Source organism: Actinophytocola sp. (assembly GCF_035634895.1).
Classification (GTDB): Bacteria; Actinomycetota; Actinomycetes; order Mycobacteriales; family Pseudonocardiaceae; genus Actinophytocola.
The window spans coordinates 150,459-168,468 of record NZ_DASQCC010000010.1 but is presented as its reverse complement, the minus strand read 5'-3'; the positions used below and the strand labels follow the sequence as shown (position 1 = coordinate 168,468).

General features: G+C 76.1%; 1 protein-coding gene and 2 pseudogenes. All 3 read right to left on the bottom strand.

The window, feature by feature from the left end; all coding sequences use genetic code 11:
• A partial coding sequence (locus VET29_RS02340; RefSeq protein ID WP_414636432.1) for an SDR family NAD(P)-dependent oxidoreductase occupies positions 1 to 7,921 on the bottom strand: 7,921 nt, incomplete at its 3' end.
• Positions 7,922 to 8,076: 155 nt separating this feature from the next.
• Positions 8,077 to 8,580: pseudogene (locus tag VET29_RS44025) on the bottom strand (ketoreductase domain-containing protein); the annotation flags it as partial.
• Between the two features lie 705 nt (positions 8,581 to 9,285).
• A pseudogene (locus tag VET29_RS02335) lies at positions 9,286 to 18,000 on the bottom strand (type I polyketide synthase); the annotation flags it as partial.
• Positions 18,001 to 18,010 lie beyond the last annotated feature (10 nt).

Below are 18,010 nucleotides of genomic sequence, written 5' to 3'. Positions count from 1 at the left end.
CGGTCAACAGCTCCACCATGCCGCCGGACCAGTCGACCTCCGGCGTCGGCTCGGTGACGTGCAGAGTCCTCGGCATGGTCCCGTGGCGCAGGGACAGCACGGTCTTGATCACACCGGCCATGCCGGCCGCGGCCTGGGCGTGGCCGAGGTTCGACTTCACCGAGCCGAGCCGCAGCGGGTCGGCGCGGTCCTGGCCGTAGGTGGCGAGCAGTGCCTGCGCCTCGATCGGGTCGCCGAGGCGGGTGCCGGTGCCGTGCGCCTCCACGAGGTCGACCTCCCGCGCGGCCAGCCCGGCGTCGGCGAGCGCGGCGCGGATGACCCGTTGCTGCGACGGGCCGTTCGGCGCGGTCAGGCCGTTCGACGCGCCGTCGGAGTTGACCGCGGAACCACGCAGCAGCGCGAGCACCCGGTGCCCCCTGGCGCGCGCGTCGGCGAGGCGCTCCACGACGAGCATGCCCACGCCCTCCGCCCACGCCGTGCCGTCGGCCGAGCCGGAGAACGCCTTGCAGCGGCCGTCCGGGGACAGTCCGCGCTGGCGGCTGAACTCCACGAACAGGTCCGGTGTGGACAGCACGGCCACACCGCCGACGAGGGCGGCGTCGCACTCACCCGCGCGCAGCGCCCTGCCCGCGAGGTGCAGCGCGACGAGGGACGACGAGCACGCCGTGTCCACGGTGATCGCCGGGCCCTCCAGCCCGAGCGCGTAGGCGAGCCGTCCGGACAGGACGCTGCCGGTGCTGCCGGTGAGCAGGTAGCCCTCGTAGTCGCCGCCGGCCGCGGCGAGCGCGGCCGAGTAGGTCTCGCCGCTCGCGCCGACGAACACGCCGGTTCGGCTGCCGCGCAACGATTCCGGGTCGATGCCGGCGCGCTCCAGGGCCGTCCAGCCCGCCTCCAGCAGCAGCCGCTGCTGGGGATCCATGGACATCGCCTCGCGCGGGGAGATGCCGAAGAACGCGGCGTCGAAGGTGGTGGCGTCGGGGACGAACCCGCCGTGGCGCACGTAGGTCCGGCCGGCGCGGTCCGGGTCGGGGTCGTACAGCGCCGCGAGGTCCCAGCCGCGGTCGGCTGGGAACGCGGTGATGCCGTCGCGGCCGTCCACCAGCAGCTGCCACAGGTCCTCCGGCGAGCCGACGCCGCCGGGGAACCGGCACGTCATGCCGACGATGGCGAGCGGTTCACCGGTCGCGACCGCCGCGGGCGCGGTTCCCGCCGCGGTCGTGGCGGTGCCGTGGAGCTCGGCCAGGAGGTGGTCGGCGAGCGCCGCCGGGGTCGGGTGGTCGAACACGAGCGTCGCGGGCAGCCGCACGTCGGTCGCGGCGCCGAGCCGGTTGCGGAGCTCCACGGCGGTGAGCGAGTCGAACCCGATGTCCCGGAACGGCCGGTCGGGCACGACGGCGTCGGGCGAACCGTGGCCGAGCACGACGGCGGCCTGGGTTCGCACCAGGTCGAGCAGATGGGCGTGGCGGTCGCCCTCGGGCAGCCGGGCGAGCACCGCGGCGAGCGACGTGGTGTGGGCCGTGCTCGCGGCCCTGCGGGTCGCGGTGCGGACCAGGCCGCGCAGGAGCGGGGGCACGGCGCCGCTCGCACCGATCCCGGCGAGGTCGAACCGGGCGGGGACGACGTTCGCCGGACCGCGGGCGAACGCGGCGTCGAACAGCGCCAGGCCGTCCTGTGTGGACAGTGGACGCAGGCCGCCGCGGGCCATCCGGCGGAGGTCGGCGCCGGACAGGTCGCCGGCCATCCCCCCGTCCTGCGCCCACAGCCCCCAGGCCATGGAGACCGCCGGCAGGCCGAGAGCGCGTCGATGCCGGGCGAGCGCGTCGAGGAACGAGTTCGCCGCGCCGTAGGCGGCCTGCCCGCCCGCGCCGAACGTGGCCGCCGCGGAGGCGAACAGCACGAACGCGGACAGGTCCCGGTCCCTGGTCAGCTCGTGCAGGTGCCACGCCGCGTCGACCTTCGGCCGCAGCACGGCGTCCACCCGCTCCGGGGTGAGCCCGGTCAGCACGCCGTCGTCGAGGACCCCCGCGGTGTGCACCACCGCGTCGAGCGGCGCGTCGGCGGGGATGGTCGCGATGGCCCGTTCGAGCGCGGCCCGGTCCGCGGCGTCGACGGCCAGGACGGTCGCCGCCGCGCCGAGGCCGGCGAGCTCGGCCACCAGCTCGGCGGCGCCGGGGGCGGCCGGACCGCGCCGGCTGAGCAGGAGCAGCCTGCGGTAGCCGTGCCGGGTCACGAGGTGGCGGGCGACCTGCCGGCCGAGTGAGCCGGTCGCACCGGTGACGAGCGCGGTGCCGCCGGCGGGCAGGGTGAGCACGGCCTTGCCGACGAGCCCGGCCTGCCCGAGCCACCGGAACGCCTCGTCCGCGCGCCGGATGTCCACCGTGGTCACCGGGGGCGTGGTGAGCGCGCCGCGGTCGAACAGGTCGAGCAGTTCGCGGAGCATCCCGGCGATCCGGTCGGGACCGGCGTCGAACATGTCGAACGCCCGGTACGTGACGCCCGCCGGGATCTGCCCCGGGTCGCGGACGTCCGTCTTGCCCATCTCCAGGAACCGCCCGCCCGGGGCGAGCAGCCGCAGGGACGCGTCGACGAACTCGCCGGCGAGCGCGTCGAGCACGACGTCCATCCCGGGACCGGCGAACGCCTGCTCGAACCCGAGGTCGCGGGAGGACGCGATGTGGTCGGCCGGAATGCCGGCGGCACGCAGGGCGGGCCACTTGGCCGGGCTCGCCGTCGCGTACACCTCGGCGCCGAGGTGCCGGGCCAGCTGCACGGCCGCGGTGCCGACGCCACCGGCGGCGGCGTGCACGAGCACGGACTCGCCCGGCCGGACCGCGCCGAGGTCGACCAGCGCGAGGTAGGCGGTCAGGTACGCCACGGGCACGGCGGCGGCCGTGGTGAACGTCCAGCCCTCGGGCACCGGCGCCACCAGCCGCCGGTCGCACACCGCGACCGGGCCGATCATCCCGGGCAGGAGCCCGAACACCCGGTCCCCCACCGCGAGATCGGTGACGCCGGGGCCCGTCTCGACGACGGTGCCCGCGCCCTCCGCGCCCAGCACGGCGTCGCCGGGGTACATGCCGAGCGCGATCAGCACGTCCCGGAAGTTCAACCCGGCGGCGTGCACGGCGATCCGCACCTCGCCCTCGGCCAGCGCGCGGTCGGCCTCGGGGGACGGCAGGAAGGCGAGGTTGTCGAACGTGCCGGGCGCGGTCACGTCGAGGCGCCAGCGGCCGGTGGGCACCACCCCGAGCGCGGGTCCCTCGTCGGTCCTGGCGAGGCGGGGCACCAGCACGCGCTCGCCGCGGACGGCGAACTCGGCCTCGCCGGTCGCCCCGGCGAGCCCCGCGGTGACCGCGTCGGACGAGTCGACGTCGGCGAGGACGAACCGGCCCGGGTGCTCGACGGCGGCCGAGCGGACGAGGCCGCGGACGGTGGCCTGGGCGAGGTCGGTGACCTCCTCATCCGGCTCGGTCGCGACGGCGCGTTCGGTGACGAGGACGAGCGTGGCGGTGCCGAACCGTTCGTCGGACACCCAGTCCCGCAGGAGGTCCAGTGCGGCGTGGACCGCGTGCCGAACGTCGTCCGGGGTGCCGGAGCCGTGCCGTGGGAGCGGCAGCACCACGTGGCCGGGCATCGGGTCGGCGGGGGCCGGCCACGTGCCGGGGGCGAGCACGACGACCGTGCCGGGCTCGGCGGTCCTCGGGGGCGCCTCGACCCAGTCGAGGTGGTAGAGCGGCCCTCGCGCGGCGCCCGGGGCGGTGGCTGCCCGCAGCAGCAGACCGTCCACCGTGGCCACCGGCGCGCCCGCCGGGTCGGCGAGCGCGATGGCGACGGCACCGTCGGGCTGCCTGGTGAGGCGGGCCCGGACCGCGGTCGCGCCGGTGGCGTGCAGGGTGATGCGGCCGAACTCGAACGGCAGGCCCGCCGGACCGTCGCCGCCGAGCCCGCCGGGGCCGATCGCCTGCAGTGCCGCGTCCAGGAGGGCCGGGTGCAGCCCGTGGTCCGCGGCCGAGCCGTCGTGTGGGGCCGGCAGCGCGGCCTCGGCGTAGACCGTGTCGCCGTCCCGCCACAGGGCGGTGAGCCCGCGAAACGCCGGGCCGTAGGCGTGACCGGCCTCGGCCATGGTCGCGAAGGTCCCGTCGAGGTCGACCGCGGCCGCCCGCGGCGGCCAGTCCGCGAGGGTGGTGCCCGCCGCGCCGGCCGGGGACAGCACCGCGGTGGCGTGCCGGGTCCACGGCTCGTCGGCGCCGTCGGCGCGTGCGTGGACCGACAGCGTGCGGTGCCCGCCGGCATCCGGGCCGCCGACCGCGACCTGGAGCAGCACGGCGCCCTGCTGAGGCAGGACGAGCGGGGTGAGCAGGGTCAGCTGCTCGACGGCCGCCGCGCCGACCTGGTCGGCGAGCCACGCGGCGAGGTCGGCGAACGCGGCGCCGGGCAGGAGCACCGAGCCGTGGATGACGTGGTCGGCGAGCCACGGCTGGCCGCCGAGGGAGAGCCGTCCGGTGAGCACGAGCCCGTCGCCGTCGGCGAGCCGCACCACGGCGTTCAGCAGCGGGTGCCCGGCCGCGGTGAGCCCGGCGGCCGACACGTCGCCGGCGAGGATGGCGGCGGTGTCGAGCCAGTAGCGTTCGTGCTCGAAGGGGTAGGTGGGCAGGTCCAGCGTCCTGCCGCCACCGGGGAACAGCGCCCGCCAGTCGACGGGTGTGCCGGTGACGTGGAGCCGGGCCAGCGCGGTGACCGCGGACGTGGGTTCGGGGTGGCCGGCGCGCAGGGTGGGCACGGCCGTCGCGTCCGGCACGCAGTCGCGCACCATCGGGGTGAGCGCGGCGTCCGGCCCCAGCTCGAGGAACGTCCCGACGCCCTCGGCCGCCAAGGTCGCGATGTCGTCGGCGAACCGCACGGTCTCCCGCACGTGCCGGACCCAGTACCCGGGCTCGCCGACGCCCTCGGACACCAGCGGGATCGCCGGCTCGTGGAACGTGACCGACTCCAGCACCGCGCGGAACTCGTCCAGCATCGGATCCATCGACGACGAATGGAAGGCGTGGCTGACCGTGAGCCGCTTCGTCCTGCGGCCCAACGCCGCCAGGCGCGCCGCCTCCGCCAGCACGACCTCCTCGGCGCCGGTGAGCACGACCGACCGCGGGCCGTTGACCGCGGCGATCTCCACGCCCGCCGCGATCTCCTCCTCGCCGGCCCGCACCGCGACCATCGCGCCGCCCGAGGGCAGTGCCTGCATCAGCCGACCCCGCGCCGCGACGACCCGCACCGCGTCCGCGAGCGACCACACCCCCGCCACATGGGCGGCGGTCAGCTCACCGATCGAGTGCCCACCGAGGAAGTCCGGGCGCACACCCCACGACTCGAACAACCGGTAGAGCGCGACCTCGACCGCGAACAGCGCCGGCTGTGCCCAGCCGGTCTGGGACAGCACGCGATCCGGGTCGTCGAGGATCACCTCGCGCAGCTCCGGCCCGAACGCGGCACACACCTCGGCCAGCGCCTCGGCGAACACCGGGTACGCCGCCGCCAGCTCCCGGCCCATGCCGGCCCGCTGCGCGCCCTGACCCGTGAACATCACCGCCAACGAGCCGGTCCGAACCGTGCCCGTCTCGACGCAGGCGCCCGGCTTTCCTTCCGCCAGCGCGCGAAGGGCCTCCCGGGAGCCGCCGACGACGACGGCCCGGTGGGTCAGCGCCGCGCGGGTGGTCGCGAGCGACCACCCGACGTCCACCGCGTGTTCATCCACAGTGGACAGACGGTCGGCGACGGCACGCAACCCGGTCTCGGAAGCGGCCGACAGCGGCCACGGCACCACGGGCACCATGGGCACCGCCGGCACGTCGGCCGTGCCCGGCGAGTCCTCGGCCGCGGGCGCCTCCTCCAGGATCACGTGCGCGTTGGTGCCGCTGATCCCGAACGACGACACACCGGCGCGGCGCGGCCGGCCGGCGTCGTCCCACGGTCGCGCCTCGGTCAGCAGCCGCACGTCGCCCGCCGTCCAGTCGACCTGGGACGTGGGCTGGTCCACGTGGAGGGTCTTGGGCAGGACCTGGTGCCGGAGCGCCATCACCATCTTGATCACCCCGGCGACCCCGGCGGCGGCCTGGGTGTGCCCGAGGTTGGACTTCAGCGAACCCAACCAGAGCGGCCGGTCACGGTCCTGCCCGTAGGTGGCCAGCAGGGCCTGCGCCTCGATCGGGTCACCAAGTCTGGTGCCGGTCCCGTGCGCCTCGACGACGTCCACATCGGACGGATCGAGCCGCGCGTTCGCGAGCGCCTGCCGGATGACCCGCTGCTGCGAAGGACCGTTCGGCGCGGTCAACCCGTTCGAGGCGCCGTCGGAGTTGACCGCCGAGCCCCGCATCACCGCCAGGACCCGCCTGCCAAGAGCCATCGCGTCCGACAGGCGGGAGACCACCAGCATGCCGGCACCCTCGCCCCAGCCCACCCCGTCGGCCGACGCGGCGAACGCCTTCGACCGGCCGTCCGGCGCCATCCCCCGCTGGCGGCTGAACTCCATCAGCACCCCGGGCGCGGCCATCACGGCGACGCCGCCGACCAGGGCGTGGTCGCACTCACCCGCCCGCAGTGCCTGTGCGGCCAGGTGCAACGCCACCAGCGACGACGAGCACGCCGTGTCCACGGTGACCGCCGGACCCTCCAGCCCGAACGTGTACGCGATCCGGCCGGACATCACGCTCGGGGTGTTGCCGGTCATCAGGTAGCCGGCCACCTCCTCCGGCGCGTGGGTGAGCGGCGGCGCGTAGTCCCACGTGTTGGAGCCGACGAACACGCCGGTCCGGCTGCCACGCAACGACTCCGGATCGATGCCGGCCCGCTCGAACGCCTCCCACGACGTCTCCAGCAGCAACCGCTGCTGCGGGTCCATCGCCAGGGCCTCGCGTGGCGAGATCCCGAAGAACCCGGCGTCGAAGCCGCCGAGACCGGTCAGGAACGCGCCCTCGCGGGCGTAGCTCGTACCGGGCCGGGACAGCTCGGGGTCGTACAGGGCGTCGAGGTCCCAGCCCCGGTCGTCCGGCAGCGGCGCGACCGCGTCCGCTCCCCCGGCCACCAACCGCCACAGCTCCTCGGGAGTGGTGACGCCGCCCGGGAAGCGGCAGCCGATGCCGAGGACGGCGATCGGCTCGGTCGCCCGGTTCTCCAGCTCCTCCGCCCTGGCGCGGGCCGCCACCAGGTCCGAGGTGACCCACTTGAGGTAGTCGCGGAGCTTCTGTTCGTTGTCCATCGGGTGCGTCACTCTTTCCGCAGTCAGCTGGACTTGCCGAGCTCGGTGTTGATGAAGGCGAAGATCTCGTCGTCCGACGCGGTCTCCAGGCGTTCGACCGCCGTCCGCACGGCGGTCCCGGTGGCCGGGGCGCCGACCCGCGCGAGCACGTCCCGCGCCCGGTCGAGGACGAGCGCGCGGCCCTCCTCGTCCGGGGCGAGCGCGGCGAGGGCCGTCTCCAGCCCGGCGAGCCCGGCCAGTGCGGCGTCCAGGGGTGACCTCTCGACGGGGCTCAGCCCCTCGGTCAGGTGCGTGGCCAGCGCCGAGGGCGTCGGGTAGTCGAAGATCAGCGTGGCCGGCAGGCGCAGCCCGGTCGCCGCGGTCAGCCGGTTGCGCAGCTCGACCGCGACCAGGGAGTCGAACCCGAGCTCGCTGAACGGCCGCTCGGGTGTCACGTCCGCGCCGGAGGTGTGGCCCAGCACGCCGGCCACGTTGTCGCGCACGAGCTTGAGCACCGACCGTGCGCGCTCGGCGGGGGACAGGCCGGCCAGCCGCTCGGTGAGTGAGGCGGTGCTTTCCGCCGTCACGGCGGCCGCCGCCGGCGCGGCCGCGGCCAGCGCGCGCACCTCGGGCAGGGCACGGATCAGCGGCCGGGGCGTGCCGCCGTGCACGGCGGCCACGAAGCGGCGCCACTCGACGTCGATCACCGTGAGGAACGGCTCGTCGGCCCGCAGCGCGCGGGCCAGCACGTCCACCGCGGGCTCCGGCGCCATCGGCCGGATGCCGCGCCGCTGGATGCGTTCCTCGTTGCCGCCGAGCGTCGCCATCCCGCCACCGCCCCACATGCCCCAGCCCACGGCGGTGCCGGCGAGCCCGCGGGCGCGCCGGTGCTCCACCAGCGAGTCGAGGAACGTGTTGCCCGCCGCGTAGGCCGCCTGCCCGGCCGAGCCGAGCACGCCCGACACCGACGAGAACAGCACGAACGCCGACAGGTCGTGGTCCGCGGTCAGCTCGTGCAGGTTGCGTGCCGCGTCCACCTTCGGCCGCAGCACCACGTCCATGGCGTCCGGGCCGAGGGTCTCGACCACGCCGTCCCGGGACACGCCGGCGGTGTGGATCACCGCGTCCAGCCGTTCGCCGAGCGCGTCGAGCAGCGCGGCCAGGGACTCCCGGTCGGCCACGTCGCACCGTGCGATCGTGACCCGGGCACCCAGGTCCACCAGCTCCTTCTCGAGCTCCGCCGCGCCGTCGGCGTCGCGCCCGCTGCGGCTCGTCAGGACGAGGTGCGCCGCGCCGTTCGCGGCGAGCCAGCGGGCGACGTGCCCGCCGAGCGCACCCGTGCCGCCGGTGACGAGCACGGTCCCGGCCGGGGTCCACGACCGCCCGACCGTGGTGTCCACGAGCTGTGTGCGCACGAGCCGGCGAGCGAACACCCCGGTGTCGCGCACCGCGAGCTGGTCCTCGCCCTGACCCGCGGCGAGGATGTCGGCCACGCGGGCAGCGGCCGTCCCGGCCGGCTCGGCCGGGACGTCCACGCAACCACCCCACCGCCGCGGCTGCTCCAGCGCGACCACCCGGCCAAGGCCCCACACCATCGACTGGACCGGGTGGTCGAGCCGGTCCGCCGACGTCGCGGACACCGCGTCGCTGGTCAGCGACCAGACGGGGACGTCGAGCCCGGCGTCGTCGAGTGCCTGGTAGAGGCGGACGGTCCTGGCCAGACCGGCGGGCACGGAGGTGTGTTCGGCAAGCATGGTCTCGTCGAGGGCCAGCCATGACACCACCCCGCGCACGTCGCCGCCGCCCACGGCGGCGAGTGCCTCGGCTAACGCGGTGCGGTCCAGCCCCTCGTCGCCGATCGTGCGGTGCTCCACGAGCGCGCCCCGGGCGGCCATCGCCTCCGCCGTGGCGCGTACCCAGGGGTCCGCGTCGTGGCCCGCCGGCGCGAGCACCAGCCACCGGCCGTCCAGCGTCGTCCCCGCCGGTGTGGCGGCCGGGACCCAGTCGATCCGGTAGCACCACGAGTCCTCGGGCACGGTGGGGTCGCCGAGCGCGGCGCGTGCCTGGTCGAGCTGCGCCGGCGAGACGGGCCTGGCCGCGAGCGAGTCGACGGTGAGCACGGGCCCGCCCTCGGCGTCGGTCAGCGTGAGCTCGACCGTGTCCGGCCCGAGCCGCCGGAAACGGACCCTTGCCGCGGTGGCTCCGGTGGCGTGGACTTGCACGCCGCTCCAGGAGAACGGCAGCACCGCGTGCTCGCTGTCGGCGTGCATGGCGAGCACGGAGGCGTGCAGCGCGGCGTCGAGCAGCGCCGGGTGGATCCCGTAGTCCCCGGCGTCGCCGGCCGCCGCGTCGGGCAGCGCGATCTCGGCGTACACCTCGTCGTCGCGCTGCCACACCCGGCGCAGCCCCTGGAAGGCCGGGCCGTAGCCGTAACCCAGCTCGGCGAACCGGTCGTAGGCGGCCGTCGCGTCCACTGTGGACGCACCGGGCGGCGGCCACTCCGCCGCCCCGTTCGTCCACGCCACCGAGGTCCCGCCCACCGAGCCGAGTGCGTGCCGGGTCCACTCCTGTCCCGGCGCGGACTCCGGCCGGGAGTACACGCCCAGCCCGCGGTGTCCCGCCTCGTCCGGTTCCCGCACCACGACCTGCACCCGCACGGCGCCCTCGGCGGGCAACACCAGCGGCGCGTGCAGGGTCAGCTCCGCCACGCGGTCCGCACCGACCCGCGCGGCGGCGTGCGCGGCCAGCTCCACGAACGCGGCACCGGGCAGCAGCACGGTGCCGAGCACGGCGTGGTCGGCGAGCCACGGCTGCGTCGCCAGCGACAGCCGACCCGTGAGCACCACGCCCCCGTCCCCCGGCAGCTCCACCACGGCGCCGAGCAGCGGGTGACCCGCGTCGCCGAGGCCGAGGCCGTCCGCGCCGCCGGTCCGGGCCCGGGGCCGCAGCCAGTAGCGCCGTCGTTCGAACGGGTAGGTCGGCAGCTCCACGGGGTGGCCGCCGGCGCCGGCGAGCGGTGCGGCCAGGTCGACCGGCACCCCCGCGACGTGGAGGGCGCCCCCGGAGAGCAGCACGCGGTCCAGCCCGCCGTCGTCGCGGCGGAGCGTTCCGGTGACCACGACCGGGCGGTCCAGGTCGTCGGCGGTCTCGTGCAGCCCCACGGTGAGCACGGGGTGCGGGCTCACCTCGACGAAGACGTCGTGCCCCGCCACCACCAGGTCTCGGACCGCGTCGGCGAACCGGACGGTCCGCCGCAGGTTCTCGTACCAGTAGGCGGCGTCCGGCGTCGTGGCCTCACCCGCCATCCCCGCGACGGTCGAGTGGAACGGGATCGCCGGGGCGAGCGGCGACACCGGGGCCAGCACCGCGCGCAGCTCGTCCTCGATGGCCTCGACGTGCGTGGAGTGCGACGCGTAGTCCACCGGGATCCGCCGCGCCTTGACACCCGCCGCGGTCAGCTCCGCGAACACCGCGTCGAGGGTCTCGACGTCACCCGACACCACCGTTGACGACGGGCCGTTGACCGCGGCGACGGACAGCCCCGGGCACCGTCGCGTGACCTCGGCGGCGGGCAGCGGCACCGACATCATGCCGCCGCGCCCGGCGATCCTCTTCAACGCCCCGCTGCGCAGGGTGACCACCCGCGCGGCGTCGTCGAGGGACAGTGCCCCGGCCACGCAGGCCGCGGCGATCTCGCCCTGCGAGTGCCCCACGACCGCCGCCGGCACCACGCCGAGCGACCGCCACAGCTCGGCCAGCGACACCATCATCGCGAACAACGCGGGCTGCACCACGTCGACGCGGTCCAGCTCGGGCGCGCCGTCGTCGCCCCGCAGGACCGCGAGCAGCGACCAGTCGGTGAACGCGTCCACCGCGGCCGCGCACTCACGCATCCTGGCGGCGAACACCGGTGAGCCCGCCATCAGCTCGGTGGCCATGCCGAGCCACTGCGCGCCCTGCCCGGGGAACACGAACACCGGCCGGACGGCACCGCGGCGCGCGGCCTCGCCGGTGACCACGTTCGACGCGGGCGAGCCCGCCGCGAGGGAACGCAGACCGGCCAGGAGTGCGCCGCGGTCCGTCCCGGTGACCACCGCGCGGTGCTCGAACGTCGAGCGGCGCGTGGCGAGGGCGACGGCGACGTCCCCGAGCGGCGCCGGCGAGTCCACAGTGGACAGCAGGCGGCCGGCCTGTGCGCGCAGCGCGGCGCCGGACCTGGCCGACACCGGCAGCGCCACCGCGGCGGGCGGGCGGTCCTCGTCCGGTGCCGCCGCCTCCGCGGCCTGCTCCAGGATGACGTGCGCGTTCGTGCCGCTGACGCCGAAGGACGACACGCCGGCCCGGCGGGGCCGCCCGTCGCGTGCCCACGGCCGCGCCTCGGTCAGCAGCCGCACGTCGCCCGCGGTCCAGTCGACCTCGGGGGTCGGCTCGGTCACGTGCAGGGTCCTGGGCAGCACCCCGTGCCGCAACGCCATCACCATCTTGATCACCCCGGCGACGCCCGCCGCGGCCTGGGTGTGGCCGATGTTCGACTTGAGCGAGCCGAGCCACAGTGGCCGGTCGCGGTCCTGGCCGTAGGTCGCCAGCAGGGCCTGCGCCTCGATCGGGTCGCCGAGCCTGGTGCCGGTGCCGTGGGCCTCCACCGCGTCCACGTCCGAGGGCGACAGCCCGGCGGCCGCGAGCGCGGCGCGGATCACGCGTTGCTGGGAGGGTCCGTTCGGGGCGGTCAGGCCGTTCGACGCGCCGTCCTGGTTCACCGCGGACCCCCGCACCACGGCGAGGACCTCGTGCCCGTGCCGCCGCGCGGCCGACAGCCGTTCGACCACCAGCACGCCGACGCCCTCGGCCCAGCCCGTGCCGTCCGCGGTCGCCGAGAACGCCTTGCAGCGTCCGTCGGCGGACAGCCCGCGCTGCCGGCTGAACTCGACGAACAGCGTCGGGGTCGCCATCGTCGCCGCGCCGCACACCAGCGCGAGGTCGCACTCGCCGCCGCGCAGCGCCTGCGCGGCGAGGTGCAGGGCCACGAGCGACGACGAGCACGCCGTGTCCACGGTGACGGCCGAGCCCTCCAGCCCGTAGGCGTAGGCCAGCCGGCCGGAGATCACGCTCGCGGAGCCGCCGGTCAGCAGGTAGCCCTCGTACTCCTCGGGCGCGCCCGCCAGCAGCGCGGCGTAGTCCTGCCCGTTGGCGCCGACGAAGACGCCGGTTCGGCTGCCGCGCAGCGAGGTCGGGTCGACCCCGGCCTGCTCGAACGCCTCCCAGGACGTCTCCAGCAGGAGCCGCTGCTGCGGGTCCATGCCCAGCGCCTCACGCGGTGACACGCCGAAGAACGCGGCGTCGAACCCCGCCACGTCGGCGATGAAGCCGCCGTGGCGGGTGTAGGACCGGCCGACGCTGTCCGGGTCGGGGTCGTAGAGGCCGGCGAGGTCCCAGCCCCGGTCGGTCGGGAAGCCGCCGATGGCGTCGGTGCCGGTGGCGACGAGCCGCCAGAGCTCGTCGGCGGAGCTCACCCCGCCGGGGAACCGGCAGGACATGCCGACGATCACCACGGGGTCGTCGGTGTCGGCGGCGGGCGCGGCGACCACGGCGGGCCGCCGGGTGTCCTCGCCGAGCAGGTCCGCGAGCACGCGGCGGGCCAGCGCGAGCGGGGTGGGGTGGTCGAACACCAGCGTGGCCGGCAGCCGCAGCGACGTGTCCTCGGTGAGCCGGTTGCGCAGCTCGACCGCGGTCAACGAGTCGAAGCCCATCTCCTGGAAGGCGCGGTCCGGGTCGATCGCCGCGGGGGAGCCGTGCCCGAGCACCTCCGCGACGTGGTCGCGGACGAGTGCGAGCGCGGCCTCGCTCCGCGCCGGTTCGGCCAGTGCCGCGAACCGCTGCCGCAACGACGACGCCGCCGCGCCGCGGGCCGCCGTCCGGGTGGACGGGCGGACGAGCCCGCGCAGCAGCGGCGGCACGGTCCCGCTCCCCCGCAGTGCGGCGAGGTCCAGCCGGACCGGGACCAGGTGGGGCTCGCTCGTCGCGAGCGCGGCGTCGAACAGCGCCAGCCCGTCCGCGGTCGGCAGTGCGCCGACGCCGCCGCGGGCGCCGCGTCGCCGGTCCGCGTCGGACAGTCCGGCCGTGAGCGCGCTGACCTGTTCCCACAGCCCCCACGACAGGGACGTGGCGGGCAGGCCGTGCGCGGCCCGGTGCCGGGCCAGCGCGTCGAGGTAGGCGTTGGCCGCGGCGTACCCGCCCTGACCGGCGGCGCCGAACGTCGTGGCGGCCGAGGAGAACAGCACGAACGCGGTCAGGTCGCGGTCGCGGGTCAGCTCGTGCAGGTTGCGGGCGGCGTCGACCTTGGGCGCCAGCACGGCGTCCACCCGTTCCGGCGTGAGGCCGGCGAGCACCCCGTCGTCGAGGACGCCGGCCGCGTGCACCACGGACAGCGGCTCCTCGGCGGGGATCGTGTCGAGGACGGCGGCGAGCGCGGCGCGATCGGCGGCGTCGCACGCCACCACCTCGACCCGGGCCCCGAGCCCGGTCAGCTCGTCGCGCAGGGCGGCCGCGCCGCCGGCGCCGGGCCCGGTGCGGCTGGCGAGCACGAGCCGCGTGACGGCGTGCTCCCGGACCAGGTGCCGGGCGACGAGCCCGCCGAGCGTGCCGGTGCCGCCGGTGATCAGGACCGTCCCCGCAAGCGTGCGTGGCTCCCCGGGTGCCGGCACCCGGGCCAGCCGCGGCACCAGGACCCCGCCGTCCCGCAGGGCGGCGTGCGGCTCGCCGGTGGCGACCAGTGCCGGCAGCGACCGGACGGCGCCGGGATCGTCGAGGTCCACCAGCACGATCCGGCCGGGCTGCTCGGCCTGCGCGGACCGCAGCAGCCCCAGCGCCGCGGCCCTGGGCAGGTCCGTGACGTCCTCGCCTGCCCCGGTCGCGACCGCGCCGCGGGTCAGCACGACCAGCCGGGCGTCCGCGTGCCGTTCGTCGGCGAGCCAGGACTGTGCGAGCGCGAGCGCCTCGTGCACCGCCGTCGCCGGGTCGTCCACCGCGGCCAGCAGGGGGGCGACGGCCACCGGCGCTCCGGTGTCCGGTCCGGTGCCGACCTCGACGGGCTGGCCGCTCAGGCGCAGCACGTCGGCGATGCCGTGCTCGTCCGGGCCGAGCACCAGCCACGGTTCGGCGCCCGCGGCGTCCGGCAGCGGCAGCGGCACCCAGTCCAGCAGGAACAGTGAGTCGCGGCCGAAACGGCGTGCGGCGCCGAGCTGGCCCGCCGTCACCGCACGCAGCACGAGGGACTCGACGGACGCGACCGGCCGGCCGGCGCCGTCGGCGACGGTGATCGACAGCGAGTCCGGCCCGGTCCTGGTGAGCCGCACCCGCAGCTCCGCGGGCCCCGGCGCGTAAAGGGTCACGCCGCTCCAGGAGAACGGCAGCCGTCCCTCGCCGGCGCCCGGCGCCTCGCCGAGCAGCCCGCTGGCGCCGATCGCGTGCAGTGCCGCGTCGAGCGCGGCCGGGTGCAGCGCGAACGCCGTCGCGGCGGCCCGCTGGTCGTCGGGCAGCACCACCTCCGCGTACACGTCGTCGCCGGCACGCCAGGCCGCGCGCAGTCCCTGGAACGCCGGACCGTAGCCGTGGCCGGTGTCGGCGAGCCGTTCGTAGATGCCGTCGGTGTCCACCGCGACCGCACCCGGCGGTGGCCACGGCGCCGGGTCGGCGGCGGGCCCGGTGACGGGCTCGGCGGCGGTGGCCAGCCGGCCGCTCGCGTGCCGGGTCCACGGCTCGCCGGGGTCGTCCTCTGCCGGTTCGGGCCGCGAGTAGATGTCGACGTCACGGCGTCCGTCCGGGTCCGGCGCGCCGACCACGACCTGGACCCGCACGGCGTGCCGCTCGGGGAGCAGCAGCGGCGTGGCGAGGGTGAGCTCGTCGATCCGCGCGGCGCCGACCTGGTCCCCGGCCCGCATGGCGAGCTCCACGAACGCGGTGCCGGGCAGCAGCACGGTGTCGAGCACCGCGTGGTCGGCGAGCCAGGGCTGCGCCTCACGGGACAGCCGTCCGGTGAGCACGGCGCCGTCCTGCCCGGCGAGGCGCACGGTCGCGCCGAGCAGCGGGTGCCGCGCGGCGTCGAGCCCGGCGGACGCCACGTCGGCGTCGCCCGCGGCGGGTTCGAGCCAGTACCGCGCGCGCCGGAAGGCGTGGGTCGGCAGCTCCACGGCGTTCGCGCCGCGGAAGAAGGCCGCCCAGTCGACCGCGCGGCCGCGGACGTGCAGCCGGGCCAGTGCCGTCACGGCGGCGCGGACCTCGTCGCGGTCGCGACGCAGCGTCGGCACCGCCGCGCACTCCGGGACCGCTTCCGCGATCATCGGCGTGAGCGCGGCATCCGGCCCCACCTCGACGAAGGTCGACACCCCCTCGGCGGCCAGCGTCGCCAGGTCGTCGGCGAACCGCACCGCCTCGCGCACATGACGAACCCAGTACTCGGGCTCACCGCCACGAGCCGACACCAGCGGGACGGCCGGCTCGCGGAAGGTGACCGACGCCAGCACCGCCCGGAACTCGTCCAGCATCGGAACCATCAGCGACGAGTGGAACGCGTGGCTCACGTCGAGCCGTTTCGTCTTGCACCCCAACGCTTCGAGCCGAGCAGACTCCGCCAGCACCGCCTCCGCGTCGCCGGTCAGCACCACCGATCGCGGCCCGTTGACCGCCGCGATCTCCACCCCGGGCGAGATCTCCTCCTCGCCCGCGCCCACCGCCACCATCGCGCCGCCGGGAGGCAGGGCCTGCATCAACCGACCCCGCGCGGCGACGACCCGCACCGCGTCCCCGAGCGACCACACACCCGCCACATACGCGGCCGTCAGCTCACCAATCGAATGCCCGGCAACGAAATCCGGGCGCACACCCCAGGATTCCAACAACCGGTAGAGCGCGACCTCGACCGCGAACAACGCCGGCTGCGCCCAACCCGTCTGCCCCAGAACGACATCCGCGTCCTCGAAGATCACCTCCCGCAGACCTGGACCGAACGCGGCACACACCTCGTCGAAGGCCTCGGCGAACACCGGGTACGCGGCATGCAGTGCCCGGCCCATGCCCACCCGCTGCGCGCCCTGCCCGGTGAAGACCACCGCGAGCTTCCCGGCGGCCGCGGTGTCGCGGACCACCGCCGGCGACCGTTCACCGGCCGCCAGCGTCCGCAACCCGGCGAGCAGCTCGTCGCGGTCCGCGCCCACCACGACGGCCCGGTGCCCGAACGACGACCGGGTGGACGTCAACGACCAGCCGACGTCCGCCGCCACGAGATCGCGTGACTCCACGAAGGACAGCAGCCGCTCCGCCTGGGCCCTCACCCCGGCGGCCGTCTTCGCGGACAGGACCCAGGGCGTCGCCGGCAGCTCGGGCGCCGCCGGTGCCGGCTCCGCCTCGGGCGCCTCCTCCATGATCACGTGCGCGTTCGTCCCGCTGATCCCGAACGACGACACGCCCGCCCGGCGGGGGCGGTCGTCCTGCTCCCACGACCGCGACCCGGTGAGCACCCGCACCGTGCCGGCGGACCAGTCGACCTGCGGCGTCGGCTCGTCCGCGTGCAACGACCGGGGCAGCATCCCGTGCCGCAGCGCCATCACCATCTTGATCACGCCGCCGATGCCCGCCGCCGCCTGGGCGTGGCCGATGTTCGACTTCAGCGACCCGAGCCACAGCGGTACCCGCCGGTCCTGGCCGTAGGTCGCGATCAGCGCCTCCGCCTCGATGGGGTCGCCGAGCGGGGTGCCGGTGCCGTGTGCCTCCACCGCGTCGATGTCCGCGGCGGACAGCCGGGCGTCGGCCAGCGCGTCCCGGATCACACGCTGCTGGGACGGTCCGTTCGGGGCGGTGAAACCGTTGGACGCGCCGTCCTGGTTCACCGCGGTGCCCCGGACGACCGCGAGGATCCGCCGGCCGTTGCGTCGCGCGTCGGACAGCCGCTCCAGCAGCACCATGCCCGCGCCCTCGCCCCAGCCCGCGCCGTCCGCATTGGCGGAGAACGACTTGGACCGGCCGTCGGCCGCCAGCCCGCGCTGCCGACTGAACTCGACGAACGGACCGGGCGTCGCCATCACCGACACGCCGCCGGCCAGTGCCAGCGCGCACTCCCCCGCCCGCAGCGCGCGCACGGCGAGGTGCAGCGCCACCAGCGAGGAGGAGCACGCGGTGTCGACGGTGATCGCCGGACCGACCAGGCCGAGGTTGTACGCGACCCGGCCGGAGGCCACGCTTCCCGCGCTGCCGTGCAGCAGGTAGCCCTCGAAGCCGGTCGGGATGTCCCTGATCCGCGAGCCGTAGTCGCCGTACATCAGGCCGGCGTAGACCCCGGTCGGGCTGCCCTTGACCGACTCTGGCACGATCCCGGCGTTCTCGAACGCCTCCCACGACGTCTCCAGCAGCAGCCGCTGCTGCACGTCCACCGCGAGCGCCTCGCGCGGGCTCATGCCGAAGAACTCGGCGTCGAACAGGTCGGCGTCGTGGAGGAACCCGCCCTCGCGGACGTAGCTGGTGCCCTGGTGGTCGGGGTCCGGGTGGTAAAGGTCGGCGGGCCAGCCGCGCCCGGTCGGGAACGCGGACACCGCGTCCACCTCGTCGGCGACCAGTCGCCACAGCTCGTCCGGGGAGCCGACACCGCCGGGGAACCGGCAGGCCGCGCCCACGATCGCGATCGGCTCACCGGCCCGGCTCTCCAGCTCCGCCAGGCGGCCGCGGGTCTGGTAGAGGTCGGCCGTCACCTTCTTGAAGTAGGCCAGAAGCTTGTCGTCGCTGGGCATTTGCGCT